This window comes from Streptococcus sanguinis, from assembly GCF_900475275.1.
GTDB classification, from domain to species: Bacteria; Bacillota; Bacilli; order Lactobacillales; family Streptococcaceae; genus Streptococcus; species Streptococcus sanguinis_N.
The window spans coordinates 2,001,154-2,023,485 of the sequence record NZ_LS483364.1 but is presented as its reverse complement, the minus strand read 5'-3'; the positions used below and the strand labels follow the sequence as shown (position 1 = coordinate 2,023,485).

At 45.1% G+C, this 22,332-nt stretch carries 19 protein-coding genes and 1 pseudogene; 13 read left to right on the top strand and 7 right to left on the bottom strand.

Features of this window, described 5'->3' with window-relative positions; genetic code table 11:
* Entirely contained in the window at positions 1–2,289 is a 2,289-nt protein-coding gene (locus DQM55_RS10045) for a Xaa-Pro dipeptidyl-peptidase (protein ID WP_111676576.1), read from the bottom strand.
* 104 nt (positions 2,290–2,393) lie between these two features.
* On the opposite strand from DQM55_RS10045, the gene gla reads away from it, so the two are divergent.
* The 8 genes from gla to fni all read left to right on the top strand — a co-directional run bounded on the left by gla (position 2,394) and on the right by fni (position 10,363).
* Positions 2,394–3,299: an aquaglyceroporin Gla gene (gla, locus tag DQM55_RS10040; RefSeq protein WP_002910706.1), complete on the top strand. Its 906-nt coding sequence runs from the start codon at positions 2,394–2,396 to the stop codon at positions 3,297–3,299.
* Between the two features lie 63 nt (positions 3,300–3,362).
* Positions 3,363–4,646, top strand: coding sequence for a DUF308 domain-containing protein (locus tag DQM55_RS10035; RefSeq protein ID WP_111676574.1), 1,284 nt, complete (start codon positions 3,363–3,365; stop codon positions 4,644–4,646).
* Between the two features lie 95 nt (positions 4,647–4,741).
* Positions 4,742–5,476, top strand: a complete 735-nt coding sequence (locus DQM55_RS10030; protein ID WP_111676572.1) for a CppA N-terminal domain-containing protein — start codon at positions 4,742–4,744, stop codon at positions 5,474–5,476.
* On the top strand, positions 5,473–6,408 hold the full coding sequence (locus DQM55_RS10025) for a serine hydrolase domain-containing protein (protein ID WP_111676571.1): 936 nt from the start codon (positions 5,473–5,475) through the stop codon (positions 6,406–6,408). Before DQM55_RS10030 ends, DQM55_RS10025 begins: the two co-directional genes overlap by 4 nt.
* 150 nt (positions 6,409–6,558) lie before the next feature.
* The gene (gene mvk / locus DQM55_RS10020; protein ID WP_111676569.1) at positions 6,559–7,437 is read left to right on the top strand and encodes a mevalonate kinase; all 879 of its coding nucleotides are present in this window, start codon (positions 6,559–6,561) and stop codon (positions 7,435–7,437) included.
* Complete coding sequence (gene mvaD / locus DQM55_RS10015; protein WP_111676567.1) at positions 7,419–8,366, top strand: diphosphomevalonate decarboxylase; 948 nt, start codon at positions 7,419–7,421, stop codon at positions 8,364–8,366. The genes mvk and mvaD overlap by 19 nt, the downstream gene beginning before the upstream one ends.
* Complete coding sequence (locus tag DQM55_RS10010; RefSeq protein WP_111676565.1) at positions 8,356–9,375, top strand: phosphomevalonate kinase; 1,020 nt, start codon at positions 8,356–8,358, stop codon at positions 9,373–9,375. The genes mvaD and DQM55_RS10010 overlap by 11 nt, the downstream gene beginning before the upstream one ends.
* A complete protein-coding gene (gene fni / locus DQM55_RS10005) occupies positions 9,356–10,363 on the top strand; it encodes a type 2 isopentenyl-diphosphate Delta-isomerase (protein WP_111676563.1) in 1,008 nt (335 codons plus the stop codon). Before DQM55_RS10010 ends, fni begins: the two co-directional genes overlap by 20 nt.
* Before the next feature lie 40 nt (positions 10,364–10,403).
* On the opposite strand, the gene DQM55_RS10000 is transcribed toward fni, so the two are convergent.
* The 5 genes from DQM55_RS10000 to pflB all read right to left on the bottom strand — a co-directional run bounded on the left by DQM55_RS10000 (position 10,404) and on the right by pflB (position 16,721).
* Entirely contained in the window at positions 10,404–11,678 is a 1,275-nt protein-coding gene (locus tag DQM55_RS10000) for a hydroxymethylglutaryl-CoA reductase, degradative (RefSeq protein WP_111676561.1), read from the bottom strand.
* Complete coding sequence (locus DQM55_RS09995; protein ID WP_111676559.1) at positions 11,675–12,853, bottom strand: hydroxymethylglutaryl-CoA synthase; 1,179 nt, start codon at positions 12,851–12,853, stop codon at positions 11,675–11,677. Before DQM55_RS09995 ends, DQM55_RS10000 begins: the two co-directional genes overlap by 4 nt.
* 144 nt (positions 12,854–12,997) lie before the next feature.
* The gene (locus DQM55_RS09990) at positions 12,998–13,465 is read right to left on the bottom strand and encodes a threonine/serine exporter family protein (protein WP_111676557.1); all 468 of its coding nucleotides are present in this window, start codon (positions 13,463–13,465) and stop codon (positions 12,998–13,000) included.
* 4 nt (positions 13,466–13,469) lie between these two features.
* A complete protein-coding gene (locus tag DQM55_RS09985; protein WP_002907316.1) occupies positions 13,470–14,246 on the bottom strand; it encodes a threonine/serine exporter family protein in 777 nt (258 codons plus the stop codon).
* A 159-nt stretch (positions 14,247–14,405) separates the two neighbouring features.
* On the bottom strand, positions 14,406–16,721 hold the full coding sequence (gene pflB / locus DQM55_RS09980; RefSeq protein ID WP_002896602.1) for a formate C-acetyltransferase: 2,316 nt from the start codon (positions 16,719–16,721) through the stop codon (positions 14,406–14,408).
* 369 nt (positions 16,722–17,090) lie between these two features.
* On the opposite strand from pflB, the gene dinB reads away from it, so the two are divergent.
* The 5 genes and pseudogenes from dinB to DQM55_RS09950 all read left to right on the top strand — a co-directional run bounded on the left by dinB (position 17,091) and on the right by DQM55_RS09950 (position 21,062).
* Positions 17,091–18,155 (top strand): DNA polymerase IV, encoded by a 1,065-nt coding sequence (dinB, locus tag DQM55_RS09975; RefSeq protein ID WP_111676555.1) that lies wholly within the window; start codon positions 17,091–17,093, stop codon positions 18,153–18,155.
* Between the two features lie 212 nt (positions 18,156–18,367).
* On the top strand, positions 18,368–18,694 hold the full coding sequence (locus DQM55_RS09970; protein WP_111676553.1) for a hypothetical protein: 327 nt from the start codon (positions 18,368–18,370) through the stop codon (positions 18,692–18,694).
* 318 nt (positions 18,695–19,012) lie between these two features.
* Complete coding sequence (locus DQM55_RS09960; RefSeq protein ID WP_111676551.1) at positions 19,013–19,807, top strand: CPBP family intramembrane glutamic endopeptidase; 795 nt, start codon at positions 19,013–19,015, stop codon at positions 19,805–19,807.
* A 45-nt stretch (positions 19,808–19,852) separates the two neighbouring features.
* Positions 19,853–20,345 (top strand): annotated as a pseudogene (locus tag DQM55_RS09955) (hypothetical protein).
* Between the two features lie 75 nt (positions 20,346–20,420).
* Entirely contained in the window at positions 20,421–21,062 is a 642-nt protein-coding gene (locus tag DQM55_RS09950; RefSeq protein WP_111676549.1) for a TetR/AcrR family transcriptional regulator, read from the top strand.
* A gap of 305 nt (positions 21,063–21,367) precedes the next feature.
* Here DQM55_RS09950 and DQM55_RS09945 read toward each other — a convergent pair whose 3' ends face one another.
* Positions 21,368–22,312, bottom strand: coding sequence for a hypothetical protein (locus DQM55_RS09945; RefSeq protein WP_111676547.1), 945 nt, complete (start codon positions 22,310–22,312; stop codon positions 21,368–21,370).
* Between the last annotated feature and the right edge of the window lie 20 nt (positions 22,313–22,332).

Below are 22,332 nucleotides of genomic sequence, written 5' to 3'. Positions count from 1 at the left end.
TTAATGTGATGTCATGGTTGGCAAATCCAGACTAGATTGCTTCAAATCTACAGTCAGCTTATAGTCGGTCTTATCACGAACGGTATGTTCAAAGTCTGTAGTGTAGAGGACGAGGCGCAGTTGGTCTCCTTTTTTCATCTTATAGATAGTTGGTTGCAGTTCAAAGGAAAATTCCAGCCATTGGTCAGGAGTGACTTCTTCGACTGTCAGTAGATTGGTTCGATTTTGCAGATTGAGAAAACCTTTGGTGATGACGCGATGAGGCGTTTCAGTATGGGGGAGTTCAACCAGATTGTCCAGCATATAGTAGCGGCCGTTGTCCATGACTCTAGGCTCAATAGGCGTAGGAATCGGTGTGAGGCGTTTAGCTGGTCCGAAGTCCAGCAATTGAGCAGAAAGTAGTCCCTTATCGGTGCTGGATTTGAGGCGAAGATTGAGCTGGCTCGCTCCGTTGAGAAAGAGGTCCTTTTCCAAGGTCCAGTCCAGAGTAATCTGGTTGACCTTACCTTCAAAAAGCTCAGTCTTGAAGCTTTGGTAATTTTTTGCAAAACGATTATAGTCTTCTTCTGGGTATTGATTTTTGATAGATTGGCAGTTTTGGCCTAGTTGGAGCTGAAGTTTCTGCTCTTGTCCGCCGAAGTCTTCCAAGGTCAGCCAGTTTTGAGCTTGGCTGTTTTCCTGCCAAATGACTGCTGGCAGTTCGAAGTCTGATTCATATCCCAGCAGTTTATTGCTCAGCAGAGCATTGATAGACTCACGGAAGTCGATGGACTGCCAGTTGTTCATGTAAACATGGGCACCGTTATGGAAGAAAAGATGCTTTTTGATGTGAGCTGGCAGAGCTCGGAACATATTATAGACATGGAAGGGCTTGACATTCCAGTCTTGAGATCCATGGGTGAAGACGACTTCGGCCTTGACCTTATCTGCATGGAGTAGGTAGTTGCGGTCATGCCAAAATTGATTGTAATCTCCGGTTTGCCGGTCTAGGTCCTTACGCTGTTGCTCTAGGCTTTGCTGATAAGCATCATTATGACGCAGGTAGTCACCAGCCCTCAGGTTGCGGGAGTAAGTTAATTCGGTCAAGGATTCAAAATCCTCTCCTGGGTAACCTCCGGGACTAGTGACGAGACCGTTTTCGCGGTAGTAGTTGTACCAAGAAGAAATTCCAGCTTCAGCGATGATGACTTCCAGTCCATCTACTCCAGTTGTAGCCAGCCCGTTGGACATGGTGCCTAGATAGGAGATACCGGTCGTAGCCACTTTTCCGTTGGACCAAGTGGCCTTGATTTCCCGCTGGCGTGTGTGGTCGGTGAAGGCTCTGCAGCGGCCATTGAGCCAATCAATAACATTCTTATAGGCTTCGATCTGCTGATAGTCACCGCTGGTCATCAGGCCTTCAGAGTCTTTGGTTCCTACGCCAGACACATAGAGATTGGCAAAGCCGCGGGGCAGCAAGTAATCATTGAGCGTGTAGGTGCCGATATGACCCAATTTTTCCTCGGCTTCAGAGACTTCTTGGGCAGGAGACAGCGAATCCAGCTGGAGCAATTTGAGCTCAGGATCTTGTACTGTGATTTGATGAGGCTCTTTTTTTACTAAGTCCACATTCATGTCGTGGAGAGCCTTGTCGCTGGCAGGATCATTGGTTCCTTGATGATAAGGAGAAGCGGTCATGACAGCAGGGATTTTTCCTTGATAGCGGGGCCGGATAATGCTGACTTTGATGAGATCCGGACGACCGTCTTGATCAGTATCCACGCGTGATTCCACGTAAACCACCTCTCGGATAGCATCATGGCTGGAAAAGGTTGCCAGGCTCTTGCCGTTGAAGTAGTGGTGGGTATTGTCCTCAGGAATCAATCCCTCACTGATTAGTTTATCAACTAAGAGGTTACCATTTTTTGTCCGAGTGTTGAGCAGCTGGTAGAGATTTTCCAACAAGTCTCCAAATGTAATGGGAAAGCCCGTTTCTTTGCGAAAGGCCTCAACATCTGTAAAATCAATAAAGGGCGAGAACTCAAGTAGCTGAAAGGCTACAGTGTAAAAGACAGACGCCGTCAGTTCTCTGTCAGACTGGAAAAAGCTCAACAGGTCTGTTTGGCTGTCAGCAGCCCAGGATTTCAAGGGATAATCTGTATTTTTATAAGTGAAAAAGCTGGTGCGGAGAAAATCTTCAAGATTTTCCTTATCAGAGCGATTGCTGTCATAAAAAAAGCCTAATTCAGCTAATTCTATCAACATATTTTCCCGTTTCGTTTTTGCATAACTATACTGATTAAAACGCATATTCTTCCCTCTTTTTCTTATTTTTATAAAAAATGACCTTTACATTATCCATTATACTTGATAAAATAGACTTTGTCTAAAAAATATTTAAGGAGTATCACTAAATGGATTTCGAATGGGTCGTTAAATACGCCACAGAATTTTTAGGAACAGCTATCCTCATTGTCTTGGGGAACGGAGCTGTTGCCAACGTTGAATTAAAAGGAACTAAGGGACATCAGAGCGGTTGGTTAGTCATCGCTGTCGGTTACGGTATGGGGGTTATGATTCCAGCTTTGATGTTTGGTAATGTGTCCGGTAACCATATCAACCCTGCCTTTACTTTGGGACTTGCTGTCAGTGGTTATTTCCCTTGGGCACAGGTTGCACCATACATTGCAGCCCAGCTTTTAGGAGCTATTTTCGGACAGGCCTTGGTCGTTGCGACTCATCGCCCTTACTATTTGGGAACAGAAAATCCTAATAATATTTTGGGTACTTTCTCTACCATCTCTAGTCTAGACCATGGCACGCCTGAATCACGTAAAGCAGCCTTGTTCAATGGTTTTATCAATGAATTTGTTGGTTCTTTTGTTCTTTTCTTTGCTGCTATGGGCTTGACCAAGAACTTCTTTGGAGCAGAATTGTTGAGCAAAGCTGAAGCAACTATCAATTCGCAAGCTGCTCAGATGGCAGCACAAGGGACTTCAGTTCCTAAAGAACAGATTGCTGCTGCAATATCTCAGGCTAAAGATCAAGTTGCACCATTCCAAGTTGGTAGCCTTTCAGTCGCTCACTTGGCACTTGGTTTCTTGGTAATGGCTTTGGTAACCTCTCTGGGAGGCCCTACTGGACCTGGGCTGAACCCAGCTCGTGACCTCGGACCTCGTATCCTCCACTTCATCCTGCCAGAATCTGTTTTGGGTAAACACAAGGGTGATTCAAAATGGTGGTATTCTTGGGTTCCAGTTGTGGCACCGATTCTTGCAGGTATCACAGCAGTCCTCTTGTTTAAAACAATCTACGGATAAGCACATAAGATCAGAGTTGGGGGATTTCCCCAGCTCTTTTTTCGAACGATAGAGAAGGTAAAGATGGAGATGCAAGTATCAAAATATCATAAGATCAGTGGCCGCAGAACCTTACTCTTTGGCTTTTTAGCCCTTGTTTTTGGCCTGATTATCATTGTCAATGGCTTCAGATTTACCAAGCTGGCCTTCGATTTTATTTCGTTTTATCTGACGGTTGTTGGCTTGGTAAATATTGTTCTTCATGTTTTTACGCGCAAGAAAGAAGGGGCTGTCTGGCATAGTCTGCTTCAGATTGCAGTCGCTATGGGTATCAGCTGGCTCAACCGAATCAGTGATGTGCCTGTCAATATTGTGATTATCAGTTTGGGTAGCTACCAGCTCTTGACTGCCGGTATTTACGGAGTGACCTATCTCCTTTATCGGCAAAATCATGTCAAGGGCGGCTTGCGCTATCTATTTGATACCGTTCTCTATGGTGGAATTGGGCTGACCAGTATTCTTTCGCCTGCGACTGACGGACACTTGCAGTTTTTGATTTTGGGAATCTATTTGATGATGCTGGGAATGTCCAATATCCGGGATGGCCTCTTTTTTGATAATGACCGTGAAAAACATCGGCTGCGTAGGCAAATTCGTATTAACCTACCTATTATTTTTGCAGCCTTTATTCCGGTAGAAAATCTGGAACACTTTAATCGACTGATTCAGGGAGATGTAGCTTCTGATCGTAAAAATGTTTATAGTCTTGTTAAGAATAGAGAGAAAAAGGCGGACTTGGAGGTCTTGGTCCATACTTCAAAGACAAGTTTATTAGGGGGCATTGGTCATGTAGATATTTGTTATCAGGGACAAGTGATTTCTTATGGCAGCTATGATGTTTTTTCTGAGCGATGCAAGGGCATGATTGGAGACGGTGTTCTCTTCAAGGTTCCTAAAGACGTCTATATTGAGCTTTGCAAAAAAGAAAGCAAGAAAACACTCTTTGGTTATTCTCTGGCTTTGACAGATAAGGAGAAGGAGGCGGTTGAGAAGCGCCTGGCTGAAATTGATCAGCTATTAGTAGAATGGGAGCCGCCAGCAGAACTGAAAAATGGCCAGCCAACATACTCCTACAAGTTGAAGCATGGACTAGGAGCGCAGCTATATAAGTTTAAAACCAGTCGTTTCAAGACGTATTTTGTCCTGTCGACCAACTGTTGCCTGCTAGCAGATTCGATTATTGGGCAGGCTGGGACAGATATTCTGGATATTCGTGGTATTATCGCACCTGGTACCTACCAGTCCTATCTGCAGTACGAGTTTGAGTCCGCTAGGGGTTTGGTCATTGCTCAGACCATTTACCAATAAATCCAAGGCCTTCTTGTTTTAAAAATTGTTTATTTGCGCATAATTTCTTGTCAAAAAGATGAAAATCCATTACAATAAAATGGTTTGGAGGAATTATGAGCGCGAATCATATTATTAGAATTATCCCTGTATTAAAAATCAATAATCGTCATTTAAATCAAGAATTTTTCGTAAATCAGCTGGGCATGAAGGCCCTTTTAGAGGAGGCTGCTTTTCTGTCCTTGGGTGATCAGACTAAGACTGAGAAACTGCAACTGGAAGAATCGCCCAGTATGCGGTCGCGGCGAGTCAAAGGCCCTAAAAAATTAGCCAGAATCGTTGTCAAGGTTGCAGATGCTAAAGAAATCGAGTCTCTATTGGCCCAAAAGCCTGCTTGGACTAAGCTGTATCAAGGAGAGAAAGGCTATGCTTTTGAAGCTCTGTCACCAGAGGGTGACCTAGTTCTCCTGCATGCAGAAGAGAATAGAACAAATCTTCAAGAAGTGGCGGAGGCGCCTGAATTTGAAAAGCAAGAGGACTTCATCGGTCTTAGTCAATTTAAGATAGAGACGGTAGAAATTCGTGTGCCTGATGCCAATGCAGCCCAAGAATTTTACAGCAAGATTGAAAATGCGCTGGATTTCCTGACCTTTACAGAAGCAGAGGGACAAGACTTGCAGGCAGATAATGCACTAACTTGGGACTTGACTATGCTCAAAGCTCAAGTCAATCGTTTAGAAACCGTTGCCCTGCGTCCTGTCTTTGAAGGGCACGAAATCTTTGTACCCAAGTCAGATAAGTTCCTGCTGAGTCAGGATTCTAGCAAGATTGAATTGTGGTTTGAAGCATGACTCTAGAAAAAATTATCAATAAAATCAAAGAACAGCTGAAAGATGGTATCTATCCCGGTGCTAGTCTGGCCTTGTACCAAGCTGGCCGGTGGCAGGAATTCTACTTTGGTCTAGCTGATCCGCAAGAAGGAAAGGCCACTCAAGTGGGTTTGGTCTATGACTTGGCTAGCGTCAGCAAGGTGGTCGGAGTTGGTACTCTGGCAGCCTTTTTGTATGAGCAGGGCAAGCTGGAACTGGATTTGCCCTTACAGCATTATTATCCGGCCTTTCATCAAGAAGATGTGACCTTGCGTCAGCTCTTGACCCACACATCAGGACTAGATCCCTTTATTCCTAATCGTGATCAGCTGACAGCTCCCGAGTTGAAAGAAGCACTCAATCATTTGACAGTGCTTGAAGATAAGACCTTTCGCTATACGGATGTGAATTTTCTGCTCTTGGGCTTTATGTTGGAAGAGATCTACGGTCAGGCCTTGGATCAGATTTTTCAAAGTCAGATTTTCCAGCCTTGGGGTTTGACTGAGACAGGTTTTGGGCCAGTTCCAGGAGCTGTGCCGACCGTTTGCGGTGTCAAGGATGGTCAGGTTCATGATCCCAAGGCGCGTGTACTGGGTGTCCATGCTGGCAGCGCTGGCTTATTTTCAACTATCAAGGATTTGGAAATATTTCTGGAACATTATCTGCAGGATGACTTTGCGGCCAATCTGACCCAGAATTTTTCCAAGGAGCCTGGCAAAAGACGTAGTCTAGCCTGGAATCTAGAGGGCTGCTGGCTGGAACACACTGGCTACACGGGAACCTTTATTATGTATAATCGCAAGGAGCAAAAGGCGGCTATTTTCCTGTCCAACCGGACCTATGAAAAAGACGAGCGGGCTCAATGGATCTTAGATCGTAACCAGCTGATGGACCTGATAAGAAGAGAACTTTAAAAGACTCCGGCTGCAAGCCCCGGAGTTTTATCGTGTCTGCTTATATAAATATCGGTCTCTAGCCCCAGTGATTTTCTCTTAATAAAAATCGCTTTTTTTGCCAAAGTATATTAAAATAAGATAGAGAGAATCTACAGACAAGAGAAGAATATGACAAAAGAAATCGGTGTCGGCAAGGCACATAGTAAAATTATTTTAATGGGAGAGCATTCGGTGGTCTACGGCTATCCGGCCATTTCCCTGCCTCTTAATCGTATTGAAGTGACCTGTCAGGTCTTTCCGTCTGAGCGGGCCTGGACCCTCTACGCCGAGGATACGCTATCTATGGCTGTTTTTGCCTGTCTAGAACATCTAGGTCGGCAGGGAGCTAAGATTCGCTGTCAAGTAGAGTCCATGGTTCCTGAGAAGAGGGGAATGGGATCTTCAGCCGCGGTTAGTATTGCAGCTATTCGAGCGGTCTTCGACTACTTTGAGGAAGAACTGGATGACCAGACACTGGAGATTCTAGCCAATCGGGCAGAGATGATTGCCCATATGAATCCCAGCGGTCTTGATGCCAAGACCTGCCTTAGCGATGTAGCTATCAAATTCATCCGCAATTTTGGTTTCAGCGAGATTGAGCTGGATTTGGATGCCTTTTTAGTGATTGCAGATACGGGTATTCACGGTCATACCCGCGAAGCTATCCGTGCTGTAGAAAGTCAGGGTCAAAAGGCTCTGCCCTTGCTTCAGGAATTGGGGAATTTAACGAAAATTCTTGAGAAAGCCATTTCTATCAAGGACCTGATGACAATGGGACAAGCTATGACCAAGGCTCATGAGAAACTAGCCAAGCTAGGAGTGTCTTGCCAGAAAGCAGATGAGCTGGTAGCGGCAGCTCTTGAAAACGGAGCTTTGGGAGCTAAGATGAGCGGCGGCGGTCTGGGTGGCTGTGTCATTGCTCTTGTAGGAGAAAAAAGTCAGGCGGAGGCCTTAGCCGCCTTATTGAGAGAGAAAGGGGCCATTAACACATGGATCGAAAGCCTGTAAGTGTCAAATCCTATGCCAATATTGCAATTGTCAAATATTGGGGGAAGAAAGATGCAGAAAAGATGATTCCGTCTACCAGCAGTATCTCGCTGACACTGGAAAATATGTATACTGAGACCCAGCTGAGTCCTTTGCCGGGCACAGCAACTGGAGATGAGTTTTATATTGACGGTCAGCTGCAAAGTCCGGCAGAACATGCCAAAATCAGTAAGATTATTGACCGCTTCCGCTCTCCAGAAGATGGTTTTGTCCGCGTTGATACCAGCAATAATATGCCAACAGCAGCGGGTCTGTCTTCCAGCTCCAGCGGTCTATCTGCCCTAGTCAAGGCCTGCAATGCTTATTTTCAGACGGGCTATCAGACGCAAGAGCTGGCCCAGCTGGCTAAGTTTGCTTCTGGGTCATCAGCTCGGTCTTTCTTTGGTCCGCTAGCGGCCTGGGATAAGGACAGTGGGGCCATTTATCCAGTCAAGACGGATTTGAAGCTAGCCATGATTATGTTGGTTCTGCACGATGAGAAAAAGCCCATTTCCAGCCGTGACGGTATGGAGCTCTGTGCTAAAACTTCCACCATTTTCCCAGATTGGATTGCCCAGTCTGCCTTGGATTATAAAGCTATGTTAAGCTATTTGCAGGACAATGATTTTGCTAAGGTAGGTCAGCTGACGGAAGAAAATGCTCTCCGGATGCATGCTACGACAGAAAAAGCTTATCCGCCGTTTTCTTATCTGACAGAGGAGTCTTACCAGGCTATGGATGCTGTCAGAAAGCTGCGGGAGCAGGGCGAACGTTGCTACTTTACCATGGACGCAGGACCAAATGTCAAGGTGCTCTGCTTGGAGGAAGACCTAGACCATCTGGTTGCTATATTTGAGAAGGACTACCGGCTTATCGTCTCCAAAACAAAGGACTTGTCAGATGAAGACTAGTGCAAGAGTTCAAACCTGCGGCAAGCTCTATCTGGCGGGTGAATATGCAGTGCTGACGGCCGGTCAGCCGGCCATTATCAAGGCCATTCCTATCTATATGACGGGAGAAATCCAGGCAGCGCCTGACTATCGCTTGACATCAGATATGTTCGAACACAGTGCTAACCTAGAGACAGACCCTGATTATGCCTTGATTCAGGGGACGATAGCAGTTATGAACACTTATTTGCTAGCCTTAGGCTACCAACTTCAGCCTTTTTCTCTGAATATTAGTGGCAAGATGGAGAGAGAAGGCAAGAAGTTTGGGATTGGCTCCAGTGGTAGTGTTGTTATTCTGACCATCAAGGCTATGGCAGTACTTTATGAGCTGGACTTAGAGCCAGAGCTACTCTTTAAGCTGGCTTCTTACGTTCTCCTCAAGCGCGGAGACAATGGCTCCATGGGAGATCTAGCCTGCATTGTCTATGAAGACCTGATTTACTACCGATCTTTTGATAGAGAGCTGGTCCGTAAGCGCCTGGACAAAGTTGATTTGCCACAGCTGTTAGCAGAGGATTGGAGTTTTGAAATTCGTAGTATTAAGCCTTGCTTAGCCATGGATTTTCTAGTTGGCTGGACCAAGCAGCCAGCGATTTCTAAGGACTTGGTCAATCAGGTCAAGTCAGCTATTTCAGAGTCCTTTTTGACAGGCAGTAGGACACAGGTTGATGCTTTGGGGAGAGCTTTATTAGCAGGAGAGAAGTTCGCTATTCAGTCTAGTCTGGAAAAGGCTAGCCAGCTCTTAGAAAGGCTCAGCCCAGTTATCTACACAGACAGGCTGAAAGTCCTAAAAGAAGCGGCAGAGGGACTGAACTGTGTGGCTAAGAGCAGTGGTGCCGGCGGTGGCGACTGCGGGATTGCTCTCAGCTTTGATGCCGCATCTAGCAAGCAACTGATTCAAGCCTGGCAAGAAGCTGGCATTGAGCTATTATACAGAGAAAGGATGGGCCATGATGAGCCAGAATCGTAAGGACGACCATATCAAATACGCCTTAGAGCAGCGTCCGGGTTACAACAGTTTTGATGAAATGGAGCTGATTCACCGTTCTCTGCCCAAGTACGATTTGGCAGAGATTGACCTATCTACTCACTTTGCTGGCCGTGACTGGGCGTTTCCCTTTTACATCAATGCCATGACTGGCGGCAGCCACAAAGGCGGTCAAATCAATGAGAAACTGGCTCAAGTAGCTGAAAGTTGTGGCCTTCTTTTTGTAACTGGCTCTTACAGCGCAGCCTTGAAGAATCCTTCTGATCCTTCCTATCGGGTGGCGGATGGTAGGCCTAATTTATTGCTGGCTACCAATATCGGATTGGACAAGCCTTATCAAGCCGCCCAGCAGGCGATAGCTGATTTGCAGCCTCTCTTTTTGCAGGTTCATGTCAATCTCATGCAGGAATTGCTGATGCCAGAGGGCGAGCGGGAGTTTCGTTCTTGGCGCCAGCACTTGACGGATTATAGTCAGCGACTGGATCTTCCCCTAATTCTTAAAGAAGTTGGCTTTGGCATGGATCGCTCTACTGTCGAAGAAGCGCGCTCCTTGGGCATTCAGACTTTTGATATTTCTGGCCGGGGCGGCACTAGCTTTGCCTATATTGAAAATCAGCGGGGTGGCAATCGTGATTACCTTAATGATTGGGGGCAATCTACTCTGCAGAGCCTGCTAGCTCTTCAACCACTTCGCGACGAGGTCGATCTCTTGGCTAGTGGAGGTGTCCGTCATCCTTTGGATATGATCAAATCCCTTGTTTTAGGAGCCAAGGCGGTTGGTCTCTCTCGTACCATGCTAGACTTGGTGGAAAATCACTCAGTAGAAGAGGTTATTGATATTGTAGAAGGCTGGAAATCGGATCTGCGCCTCATCATGTGCGCCCTGTCGTGCCGAAATTTGCAAGAATTAAAGAGTGTACCCTATCTACTCTACGGTCGGCTAAAAGAAGCTCATGAACAGATTCAATAAATAGCATAAAGTCATACAAAAAAGGCCATCAATGGCCTTTTTACTTGTCCTGTTTTCGTAAGTCAGCTAGGATTTCTTGAGCAGTAGCGAGGTTGAAAGTCTTCTTGGCTGTTAAGCGATTGGCTACAGCAGCGATTTCTTCGCCTTGGGCTCCAGCTTGCAATGCTAAAGATTTGGCTTGCAATTTCATATGACCGGCTTGGATGCCAGTGCTGACTAGGGCTTTGAGGGCGGCGAAGTTTTGTGCCAATCCGACTGAAACGATGAGGGAAGCCAATTCCTTGGCCTGAGGCTGCCCCAGCAAGTCAAAGCTGGCTGCCACTGCGGGATTGAGGCCAATGGAACCTCCTTTAGTTGCAATGGGCATGGGCAGGGTCATCTGACCATGAAGCTGGCGTTTGTCTGGGTCTGCCGTCCAAGTAGAGAGGCCACGGTAGCTTCCTTCTCGGCTGGCATAGGCATGGGCACCGGCTTCTACAGCCCTCCAGTCATTTCCAGTAGCCAGTACCAAAGCATCAATACCATTAAAGATACCTTTATTGTGGGTAGCTGCCCGGTAAGGGTCAACCTGGGCTAATTTGCTGGCCATCTGCATTTTATCCGCAAGAAGTTCCGCCTCGGCCGTATCCCGGCTGAGAAAGCGATAGCCGATGACACAGCGGGCTGTTACGAGACTATCTGTTGCATAGTTTGACAGGATAGCCATCAGACTCTTACCGCCAGTCAGATCTTTCAGAGGAAGGGTGAGGGCCTCCAGCATGGTGTTGAGCATATTGGCTCCCATAGCTTCCTGCGTATCCACAGATAGATAGAAAATGAGGAAGTCTTCCTTTGGCTCCAGCCAGAGATCTCTAGCTCCGCCCCCACGGGCAACGATCGATGGATAGGCTTGGTTGGCCTGCTCCAGCAACTCTTTCTTTTTCCTGAGAACATCTTTAATGGCTTGGTCAATCTTTTCAACCTGATAAAGGGCAATCTGTCCAATCATCTGGCGTTTGTGAACCTCGGTCTCAAATCCGCCTGAACGTTTGATAATCTTAGCCGCAAAGCTAGCCGCTGCTACAACAGATGGCTCTTCTGTCACAAATGGAACTTGATAGGTCTTACCATCCACCAGAAAGTCTGGCACCAGAGAGTAGGGCAGGGCCAGAGTGGCCAGTACATTTTCACTCATCTGGTTGGCTGTTTCCAGAGGCAAAGTCTGCTGACTGTCTAGCAGCTGCCAATGTTCATCTTGTAAAAGTCCCTTTTCTTTCAACATCTGCAGCCGTTCAGCAGGAGTTTTTTTGGAAAATCCAGTCCAGTTTACTTTCATGATGATTTCTCAACTTTGATGTACTTACGCTGGTGCTCTGCAATTTCTGCCAGAGCAAAGCTTTGGTCTTCATAGCCAGAGAAGCTGGCATTGCCCTCCGCATCAAGCTCAGCTTCTTCAAAAAAGATGCGCTCATAATCCGGGATGGAAAGAGCCTGACGCTGGTCTAATTCCTCTAGACGTGTCTGGGATAGATGCTTTTCATAGCCTTCTACCAAATTGGCACTGAAGATTTCAGAGACAGCCCCGCTGCCATAGCCGAAAAGAGCAATCCGATCGCCAGCCTTGAGGTTGTCAGAGTTTTCTAAAAGAGACAGGAGGCCTAGGAAGAGGGAGCCTGTATAAATATTTCCAACTTTTTGGCTGTAGAGAATAGAGGCTTCAAAGTTCTTTCTGAGCTGGTCTTGCTGCTCTTGGGGCAGGCTTTTATCCATGATTTTATTGAGGCCTTTAAGGGCCAATTTTGGATAAGGCAGGTGGAAGCAGTAGGCCGCAAAATCTTTGAGAGCCAGCTTGTGGCGTTTTTGGTACTCCGTCCAAGTTGTTTTTAAGCTATCCAGATACTGCTGGGTTGAATAGAGCCCGTTGACATAAGGCGTTGTCGAGTAATTTGGGCGCCAAAAATCCATGACATCGCGTGTCTGAGCTACATTATCATCATTGAAAGCAAGAATACGGGGATTGCTGCTAATCAGCATAGAAATAGCTCCCGCTCCCTGAGTTGGCTCGCCAGGTGTGTTAATGCCATACTTGGCAATGTCGCTAGCTAGCACCAAAACTTTGCTGTCTGGATGTTTTTCGATATGGAGCTTGGCATAGTCCAGTGCAGCAGTAGCTCCATAGCAGGCTTCCTTGATTTCAAAGCTGCGGGCAAAAGGCTGGATGCCCAAAAGGCCGTGGACAAAAACGGCTGCCGCCTTGCTCTGGTCGATCCCTGACTCAGTAGCCACGATGACCATATCAATCTTTTCTTTGTCCTCTATTGTCAGGATGGGTTCTGCTGCCGCCGCTCCCAAGGTAACAATATCCTCAGTCAGAGGAACAATGCTTAGTTCCTTGAGCAAGAGCCCCTTGCTAAGCTTGTCTGGGTCAGTCCCACGGGCTGCCGCTAAATCATTTAATTTTAAGACATAATTACTGGTCGCAAAACCGATTTTGTCGATTCCGATTGTCATTATAAGACCTCTTTAAATCCTTTTATTCTAGTATATTCCGAAAACTATTTTACCATACTTAGGAATAAAACTCTTACAAAAACATCTAATCTCAGCTAAATCAGGCTTAAGATGTATTTTCCAAAAGAAAAACAGCAGATAGTTCTACTGTTTATTTACTGTGAGTTTGCTTTGGCGCTTTTTTAAATAGTGATAGAGCTTGAGTACGACAGTGCCGCTGGCCATGCCAATTGAGATGACCAAGGCCAGAATGACTACCAGAGTGGCGTGAATCATAGCCTGGCTGTAGTCACCAGTGACAAAGAAGGCAGTCGTCCGATAGGAAATGTAGCCTGGGACCAGAGGCGCTAGAATAGCCAAAATAAAAACAACAGCGGGCGTTTTATAGATGATGCTGAGAATTTGGCTGACGCAGGAACCGACTATAGCAGCCACAAAGGTTGCTATGATGACGTTGGTCGGTCCTTTGAGCAGGAGATAGAGTAGCCAAATAGCCATGCCCAGCACTCCGCCAGGAATCAGCATACTACGCTGGACGTTTAGAACGATTAAAAAAGTAATGATAGCCAGCAGGCTAGCAACTGCTTGCAGTAAGAAAGTCAAGATTGTCATAGGCTTATTTCATAATAAGGAGGGCAACAGAGGTACCTGCACCGAGAGCAAGGGTAATGAGGAGCGATTCAAAGAGCTTGCTCATCCCAGAGTTGATATGGTTGGTCATGATGTCACGCACAGAGTTGGTCAGAGCAATGCCGGGCACAAAAGGCATGACAGAACCTGCAATAATCAAATCATCTGTGGAGTTAAAACCGGAATAGCGCGTCCATACATGAGCCAGTAGTCCGAAGACGAAGGCTCCAGCAAAAGCTGTCACAAAAGGAATGCGGATATATTTGTCAACATACAAAGAGAAAGCAAAGCCAAAGAAGGTGGCAATAGCAGCCCCCAAAGCATCGTAGAAGTTTCCGCCAAACATGATGGAGAAGAAGGGAGCACTGAGCGTTGCGGCAGCAATCAGTTGCTTGTTGTTATAGGGCAGCTCCTTAACTTTGAGGCAATTCAGCTCATCAAAAGCCTCTTGAAGGCTGATTTCTCCTGTTACCAACTGACGGGAGACCTGATTGACGTCGCAGACCTTCTCGATATTGTAGTTGGTCTTGAGATTGCGCTTCATCCGTGAGACATTTGTATTTTCAATCGAAAAGAAAATAGCTACTGGCATTGCTAAGGCATTGCAGTCGATAATCCCTTGCGAATGAGCGATACGAATCATGGTGTCTTCCACCCGATAAGTCTCGGATCCGCTCTGCAGCAGCAGTGTCCCAGCCAGCATGATGACATCTACCGCCAGATTGAAATCTTTGGCTTCTTCCCTGATACCTTTCTCTGTCATTTCCCCAGTCCTTTTCCTAGTATAGCAATAGAACCATTATACCATAAAGCCTCTAAAAAATATCATCAAGTTGGCAGTCACTCGAAGTCTGAAATACAAAAAAGAAGATTGGAGATTTCCAATCTTCTTTCAAATGGTTTGTAAGTCTTTAGTTGTTTATTAGCTCAAAGCATCGTCCATAGAGAGTACTTCGTGGAAGACACGTTGAGTCAATTCAGTCTTTTGCTCTGGAGTCAAGTACTTAGTATTTACACAGTAACCTGAGATACGAACGATAACATCTTCGCCAGACATAATCTTGTCGTAAACATCCTTCAAGTCCATAACGTTCAAGTTAACGTGCTGACCACCGTTTTCGAAGTAGCCATCCAGGATAGTAACCAAGTTGTCTACTTGTTCGTCGTGAGTCTTACCAAGCGCACGAGGTGATACTTGAGTTGTCAATGAGATACCGTCAGCTGCGTAACTGAAGTCCAAGCTAGCAAGTGAGTTCAAGTTTTGCAACCAGCCACCTTTTGCCTTGTTAGATGGGTTGGCACCTGGTGAGAAGAATTCCAATTTAGACAAGTTTACGCTACCATCTTCGTTGAGGTAAACTCCTTTGTGGACTGGTGAGTTACCAGTTTGTTTAGAGTAAGCAACGTTAGATGTGATAGTCAAGAGTGATACTGTTGCTTCAGCGTTCTTGTAAAGTTTGTGGCTGCGCAGACGAGTTGTGTAAGCTTCAACCAACCATTCAGCCAGTTCATTTGAGCGAGGGTCATCTTCACCCCAACGTGGGTATTCTCCGATTGTTTCATAGTCGTAGATATAGCCGTTTTCGTCGCGGATTGGTTTAACAGTTGCGTACTTGATAGCAGACAAGGTATCAACAGTGTTGGCAAATCCACAGATACCGAATCCCATGTTAGCGCGTTGGTAAGTTGGCAAGAAGGCCATTTGAACAGCTTCGTAGTTGTACTTGTCAGTCATGTAGTGGATGATGTTCAAGGCATCTACGTAAGTGTCAGTCAACCAGTCAAGTGATTTTTCAAAGTTCGCTTTAACTGATTCGAATTCAAGAACTTCGTCACGGATAGGCTCGATGTCAAATACCTTGTAGTCTTTATGAACATCGTCGTAACCGCCATTGAGACCTGTCAGAAGGGCTTTCAGCACGTTTACACGGGCACCAAAGTATTGGATGTTGTGGCGTTGTTCTTCGTTTTCAGGGTCAAGTGGAGACACACAGCAAGAGATACAGCTCATTTCACCGTAGCCGTCTTTAGCCATTGTTGTTACACCTTCGTATTGGATAGAAGAGTGCTTGTGGCTCATGTGCATACAGTAGCGACGGAATGAGTATGGAAGTTTATCAGTCCAGAGAACGGTTAAGTTTGGCTCTGGAGAGTTACCAATGTTGTCAAGTGTGTTAAGGAAACGGTAGTCCATCTTTGTAACACGGTGACGGCCGTCGTTACCCATACCTGCCATAGAAGTAGTGATGAAGGTTGGGTCACCAGAGTAAAGTTGGTCATAAGCTTTCGTACGAGCAAACTTCACTGTACGAAGTTTCATAACGAAATCATCAACAAATTCTTGGATTTCTGATTCAGTGTAAGTACCACGAGCCAAGTCACGTTCAGCATAGATGTCAAGAACGATAGGCACACGTCCTAGAGAAGTAGCAGCACCGTTGATGACACGGCAGACAGCCATGAAGGCGATGTTAGTCCATTGGATAGCTTCTTTAACGTCGAAAGCAGGACGGCGAACATCTACTCCGTAAAGGTCACCAAGTTTTACAACTTCACCAAGTGCTTGGTATTGCAGGTTGATTTCTTCGCGCAGACGGATTGTTTCTTCGTCAATATCAGTCAAACCATTCCAGTCGCGAACTTTTTCAGCCATGAGGTAGTCAGCTCCATAAAGAGCAAGACGTGCGTAAACCCCGATGATACGTCCACGTGAGTAAGCATCTGGAAGACCAGTTACAGTGTGGGCGTGACGAGCACGGCGGATGTTAGAAGTGTAAGCACGGAAGATACCGTCATTTACTGTAGTAACATATTTAGTAAAGATTTCATGAACAGCAGGATCTGGTTCGTATCCATTTTCTTTCAAAGTAGTTTCAGCCATGCGGATACCGCCTTTTGGCATGAAGTTCAATTTGAAGAGTTCGTCGTTTTGGATACCGTAAATCAGTTCGTTGTCCTTGTCAATGTAACCAGCGTCAATATCAGCGATAGATGCTGGACGAGTGTCCATTGGGAAACGAGTTTCTTCGTAGTGAGCTTTTGTTTCTTCTACGATTTTCTTGATGTGGAGTGAGCGCTCAGTAGGACCTGCCAAGAAGCTTTCATCTCCATCATAAGGTGTGTAGTTAGCTTGAACGAAGCGAGAAACACTTGCTTTCTCTTTCCAGTCTTCACCTTTGAAGCCTTCCCAAGCTTTGTCAAAAATATCTTGAGCTTCAACAACTGTTTTTACAACCATTTGATTTTCCTCTTTATTCTAGCAACATAAACTGTTACATTTATAAGTAAAGTATATCATACGGTAATCGGTTTCACAAACCATTTTCGGCAGAAAGAAAGACTTTCTTTTATAATACAGAAAGTAAAAAGTCTCGGATGTGTACTATAGATTTGAAAAACATAACTCTTTTCAAATATTTTGGAAAAATGGGTAAAAAAGTTATAATAAAAGTAATTAAAATGTCATACAAAAATTGCTGACGAAGAATCTTACGTTTAAAATACTTTTTGTCAGAACGAAAAACTGTTTCAGATTTATTTGAGCAAAAAGGGCCGACTTTGTGAAAGCCTGTAAGCTGAGATTGATGGCAGGAGAAAGGAGGAGGGCATGCTGATTTTTCCACTGATTAACGATACATCTCGGAAGATTATCCACATTGATATGGATGCTTTTTTCGCTTCGGTGGAAGAGCGGGATAACCCTAAGCTAAAGGGGCATCCGGTCATCATCGGCAGCGACCCACGCTTGACTGGCGGTCGTGGTGTCGTCTCTACCTGCAATTATGAGGCCAGAAAGTTCGGAGTTCATTCGGCTATGAGCTCCAAGGAAGCCTATGAGCGTTGCCCTCAAGGAATTTTTATCTCGGGGAATTACGAAAAATATCAGGCGGTCGGCTTGCAGATCCGAGAAATTTTCAAACGCTATACGGACTTGATTGAGCCAATGAGCATCGACGAGGCTTATCTGGATGTAACGGAAAACAAGCTTGGGATTAAATCCGCAGTCAAAATAGCCAAGCTGATTCAGTACGATATCTGGAATGAACTCCATCTGACAGCTTCGGCAGGCGTTTCTTATAATAAGTTTCTGGCCAAGATTGCCAGTGATTATGAGAAGCCTCATGGTCTGACTGTTATTCTACCCGAAGAGGCTGAGGTCTTTCTGGCGTCAATGGATATTGCCAAGTTTCATGGAGTTGGTAAGAAAAGCGTTGAAAAACTGCATGAAATGGGAGTTTATACTGGTGGAGATCTGCTCAAGATACCAGAAATGACCTTGATTGATAAGTTTGGTCGCTTTGGTTTCGATCTCTACCGGAAAGCGCGTGGCATCAGTAATAGTCCAGTCAAGTCCAATCGTATCCGTAAGTCGATTGGGAAGGAGCGAACCTATGCCAAACTGCTCTATAGTGAGGAGGACATCAAGAAAGAGCTGACCTTGTTGGCTCAGAAGGTAGAAAATAGCCTGACTAAGCATGATAAGAAAGGACGAACCATCGTTCTGAAAATTCGTTATGCCGATTTCTCCACCTTGACTAAAAGGAAAAGTTTGAATCTAGCCACTCGAGACAAGGAGCAAATCGAGCGAACTGCGCATGAGATATACGATAGCTTGGAAGAACAACCACGAGGTATTCGTCTGCTAGGACTGACAGTGACGGGGTTTGAATAAAGATAAAGGCTTGGTTCATTACCGGGCTTTTTTAGATATAGTTTTTAGTATGAGAGAGTTGCTTGTGACGAGTTTCTAAGTTGTCTGATAATTTTCATTGACTAAAAATAATCTTTTTTGAAAAAATACTGGACAAAGTTTTCTGTGTCTGTTATACTGAGTTTATAAAATAAAAAACCGTCTGGTCGGTTTTTAAAAAGAAAGGAGCAGAAATGAAGAAATCTGTAGTAGAAAAAACAAGCGAGCACATCCTTAAGTTTAATCAGGAGCTGGATCGGCAGCGGGAAGGTCAGAAAGAGTTTTTGCAGCAGCAGGCAGAAAAACGTAAGGTGCAGCTGGAAAAGATAACACAGGGTGAGAATCTCATACGCTATTCTAAGTGGGGAGTCAAAGCTGGATATGCTGTCCTTGCTGGTGGCTTGCTGACTTCTGTCTTTAGCCCTTGGCGAGGACTGGGTATTATGGCAGTAGGGGGTCTGAGCCTTGCCTCCAATCTCTGGCAAATTCGGCGATTGAAAAATCAAGAAAGGAGCAAGTAGCAGAGAAATGGCCTGTCTTAAGCATCAGAGTCAGGACAACTTAGAAACTAAAAGCAGCAGGCAGTAGCTAAACGGTGCTGACATAGCTTTTAGCATTATTTAGTCTATCTTTGCTTTTTATTTTAAGCAAGGACTAAAAGACTACGTTTTCTATTTGGCGCAGGTCTTTATTTTTTATAACAAAACAAACCGAATGGTCGGATTTTAAAAATCTGCGTTTCAAAACAGGCAATCATCTGAAAGACTGAAAGTAAAGGATGCCTTTGTCCAGTTTTCGGATGACTTTTCACTATTCTACATTTGATAAGGAGTTATCGTATGAACACACAAACACATGTAGAGCCAGAGACAAGGCATATCCTGCCCTTTCTGGCCTGGACTTTTGGCATTAGCTGGTCTGCCTGGCTGATTCTGTATATTTTAACCGCCCTGAAGCTGACCAGCGGAGCCCAGCCTTTGGGCTTTGCTCTCAATTTCATCGGGGGCTTCGGACCGACCTTGGGAACTTTTATCAGCCTCAAAATTTCTCATCCTAAGAAGATGCTGGACTTTATCTTCTCCCATGCCAAAGGCTGGTGGATTTACATGCTGGTCTTCTGTCTGGTTCGGGTTTTGACCCTTTTTATCGCTAATCCAGCCTTGCCGCCCCTGAATGCCATTCTGATGTTTCCCCTGGGCTGGACCTTTGTCACCTTTGCTGGAGGCGGCAATGAAGAGATTGGCTGGCGGGGCCTCCTGCAGCCGGCTCTGGAGAAAAAATTCTCCTTCCCTCTGGCAACTGTCATCACGGCTCTGGTCTGGGTGGCCTGGCATCTGCCCCTCTGGCTGATTCCGGGAACGAGTCAAGGTCAGGTTTCTTTGCTCTTCTATCTCTCCTTTGGTATCTTGCTCTGTTTCTGTCTGGCGGTTCTCTACAAGCAGACGGCCTCTGTCTTTGCCTGCATGGTCTTTCACGGCTGCATTAACTTTGCTCAGGCGACGATTGTCGGCAGTGCTACAAATGGCGGAAGGTATCTCAGCTTCCAGGCTGCTAATCTGATCATGACCGCTCTGCTGGTCGGCTGGTGGTATTGGAAGGGCAACCGGAAAGGAGTTCAGAAAGATGCAGGCTAAAAATCTTGGCAATCGCTCTTCTTCCAAAGAAAAAGGAGTAATCATATGAAAACACAAACACATGTAGAGCCAGAGACAAGGCATATCCTGCCCTTTCTGGCCTGGACTTTTGGCATCAGCTGGTCTGCTTGGCTGGCTTCGGCTTTCCTGAGGATTCCCGTTATTTCCCAGGTTCTAACCATCGCTGGTGTTTTTGGCCCGGCCATTGGAGCCAAACTGGTTTTAGGAAAATCGTTCAAGGAGCTCTTGGTTTCTATCGGATCGGCCCGAAAAAGGACTTGGGTCCATCTCTTGATTTTGACAATTCTTTATACCCTTTCCATAGTCTTTTGGAGCCCGTTTCTGGCTGGCGGCTCTTTACAAGGTCAGTCAGTCCATCCTTTACTGTGTTCTTTTCCACGGGGCCATCAATACCATTGGTGAAGGCATTTTCCTGGGGAAGGGGACGGAAAATCCGCTCTTTTTCCTAGGCTATATCTTGATGGCGGCTTACAGTATCTATCTTTGGTATCAAAGGGATCAGCAAGACAAGGATTAAAGATATTTTTATGGTTTTGTATTTCCCCGGCTTTTTTGGTAGAATAAAGCTATATTAGAAACAAAGGGGAACAGAATGGCGCAACGAAAAGACAAATCCCAGGCCATGAGAGAAAAAATTTTAAATACAGCGACCCAGCTCTTTATCCAAAAGGGGCCCGAAAAGACCAGTATGCAGGACATCGCCCAGACGGCAGGCATTTCCAAGGGGGCTATCTACCATCATTTCAAGTCAAAAGATGAGATTGTCCTGGCGGTGATGAGTAGCCGGCAGGAGCTGATGGAAGAAGAGATGAAGCAGTGGCTCAAGGCTACGGAAAATCTGACTGGCAGAGAGCAGCTGCAAACCATCCTCAAGTCCAATCTGGAAAGTCAGACAGCCCGGGCCATAGATGGCATCATTTTGGGTGAGTATGAGAAGGACGCGGGCTTTATTTTGACCATGATGCGGGACAATCTGCGGATAGGCGCCTCTGTGGTCAGTGACATTATCAAAAAAGGCATGGCAGATGGCTCCCTTCAGACCGAGTATCCGGACCAGGCTGCAGAAGTTTTTCTGCTGCTGGTGAATTTTTGGATGCATGGGACCGTTTTTGAAAGCGATCCTGAAAAACTGCCAGAACGCTTCCATTTTCTGCAGTTTATGATGACCTCGATCGGCATGGATATCTTTGATGATGAGCTCATGCAGCTCTTTAGCCAGAGAAATAAGGCATAAAAAAAGGCTGGGACAGAACTAAAAAATTTAATTCTGTCCCAGCCTTTTTATTTATGTGCTGAATATACTGTGGATATCTTCCTCGGTCAGGCCGATTAGGGGGTCGATTTTCAGAGAAAAGTTTTGAAAAGCAGGCTGAGCGTCTCCTCTTTATGCTGGAATCCATTGGCATTGATATTCTTAGTGACGAGCTGATGGAGCAGACTTTGACATACTTAAAACGAAGCTAAGCGATGATTGGCACACCGAATTTTCCAACTTCAATTGTAGAAAGTTAATATAAAGAGGACAGCAAACTGTCCTCTTTATAATTCAATACTTGGAAATTTGTCATGGATTTGATTTTTTAAACGAGTTAAAGCAAGATCTGTTTTAGAAACGTTTTGATGTCTTAGAGGCAGTTTCTCTTCGTTGCCATCAGAAAGGACAATCCGAATCTCATTTTTTCTGATGATTGGAAAGATAGAAATCATCAATGAATAGCTATGATGATAAATTGTTAGCGCATCATGTATGTCACATGTTTTAAAGCTAGATTTGTAACTGACCAGATGATTCTTGTAAAAGAAGATACGAATATCTGGGTCAACATAACCACCATTGTTTTCAATCTGATCCAGCGTTTCATTCAACTCGGGATAGAGTTTGAAAAAATCATTCAATCTTTTATGGTTTAAGTAATAACGGATGAACCCGATCAAAATGCAGAATATAGCAATATAGGTGAAGAAAGTGAAGGAAGTTGTTCCACCTTTTTGGAATTCTTTGTCATCAGAGAGAGTGATGTAGTATTTCAGTTGTTGGTTATTTTCATCATTAAATAGATACGAGTTCATGATTTTAGCGTAATCAGGAATATCTGAAGCTGAGTGTACTGAGGCAATCAACCATTTTGGCTCTCCTCCTAAAGTATTCGCTTTTTCTAGTTCATCTACGAAGCGGCTAGTTGAAGAATCATTGCGCAGGCCAATATCGCTTTCCCTACCATTTTTATCTATATAAGATACTTTGTAGAAATAGGTTGAGTCATGCTCTTCTTTTAACTCAGCAACCGGTCCATCAATATGAGTAATTTGTATTGCTTGGCTGTAGGAGGTATCAGAGATTTTTGCAGAAAGAATTTTTCCTTCTTTTCGCAAGGTTTCCACACTGATATCCTTAATTCTTGTTGATGAACGGGTACCCAATAAAATGAGACAGCATCCTACAAGCACCCATTTTATTAGAGAGGCATATTTATTGTATTTCATTAATATCTCCTTTGAAGAAA

What these genes read in the sequence shown, in the direction of transcription:
- DQM55_RS09945 (WP_111676547.1), bottom strand. Translation starts at nt 22,312, where the DNA reads ATGAAATACAATAAATATGCCTCTCTAATAAAATGGGTGCTTGTAGGA.
- DQM55_RS09990 (WP_111676557.1), bottom strand. Translation starts at nt 13,465, where the DNA reads ATGACAATCTTGACTTTCTTACTGCAAGCAGTTGCTAGCCTGCTGGCT.
- DQM55_RS10045 (WP_111676576.1), bottom strand. Translation starts at nt 2,289, where the DNA reads ATGCGTTTTAATCAGTATAGTTATGCAAAAACGAAACGGGAAAATATG.
- mvk (WP_111676569.1), top strand. Translation starts at nt 6,559, where the DNA reads ATGACAAAAGAAATCGGTGTCGGCAAGGCACATAGTAAAATTATTTTA.
- mvaD (WP_111676567.1), top strand. Translation starts at nt 7,419, where the DNA reads ATGGATCGAAAGCCTGTAAGTGTCAAATCCTATGCCAATATTGCAATT.
- DQM55_RS10025 (WP_111676571.1), top strand. Translation starts at nt 5,473, where the DNA reads ATGACTCTAGAAAAAATTATCAATAAAATCAAAGAACAGCTGAAAGAT.
- fni (WP_111676563.1), top strand. Translation starts at nt 9,356, where the DNA reads ATGATGAGCCAGAATCGTAAGGACGACCATATCAAATACGCCTTAGAG.
- DQM55_RS09950 (WP_111676549.1), top strand. Translation starts at nt 20,421, where the DNA reads ATGGCGCAACGAAAAGACAAATCCCAGGCCATGAGAGAAAAAATTTTA.
- DQM55_RS10010 (WP_111676565.1), top strand. Translation starts at nt 8,356, where the DNA reads ATGAAGACTAGTGCAAGAGTTCAAACCTGCGGCAAGCTCTATCTGGCG.
- DQM55_RS09960 (WP_111676551.1), top strand. Translation starts at nt 19,013, where the DNA reads ATGAACACACAAACACATGTAGAGCCAGAGACAAGGCATATCCTGCCC.
- DQM55_RS10035 (WP_111676574.1), top strand. Translation starts at nt 3,363, where the DNA reads ATGGAGATGCAAGTATCAAAATATCATAAGATCAGTGGCCGCAGAACC.
- DQM55_RS09970 (WP_111676553.1), top strand. Translation starts at nt 18,368, where the DNA reads ATGAAGAAATCTGTAGTAGAAAAAACAAGCGAGCACATCCTTAAGTTT.
- DQM55_RS09995 (WP_111676559.1), bottom strand. Translation starts at nt 12,853, where the DNA reads ATGACAATCGGAATCGACAAAATCGGTTTTGCGACCAGTAATTATGTC.
- DQM55_RS09985 (WP_002907316.1), bottom strand. Translation starts at nt 14,246, where the DNA reads ATGACAGAGAAAGGTATCAGGGAAGAAGCCAAAGATTTCAATCTGGCG.
- DQM55_RS10000 (WP_111676561.1), bottom strand. Translation starts at nt 11,678, where the DNA reads ATGAAAGTAAACTGGACTGGATTTTCCAAAAAAACTCCTGCTGAACGG.
- pflB (WP_002896602.1), bottom strand. Translation starts at nt 16,721, where the DNA reads ATGGTTGTAAAAACAGTTGTTGAAGCTCAAGATATTTTTGACAAAGCT.
- gla (WP_002910706.1), top strand. Translation starts at nt 2,394, where the DNA reads ATGGATTTCGAATGGGTCGTTAAATACGCCACAGAATTTTTAGGAACA.
- DQM55_RS10030 (WP_111676572.1), top strand. Translation starts at nt 4,742, where the DNA reads ATGAGCGCGAATCATATTATTAGAATTATCCCTGTATTAAAAATCAAT.
- dinB (WP_111676555.1), top strand. Translation starts at nt 17,091, where the DNA reads ATGCTGATTTTTCCACTGATTAACGATACATCTCGGAAGATTATCCAC.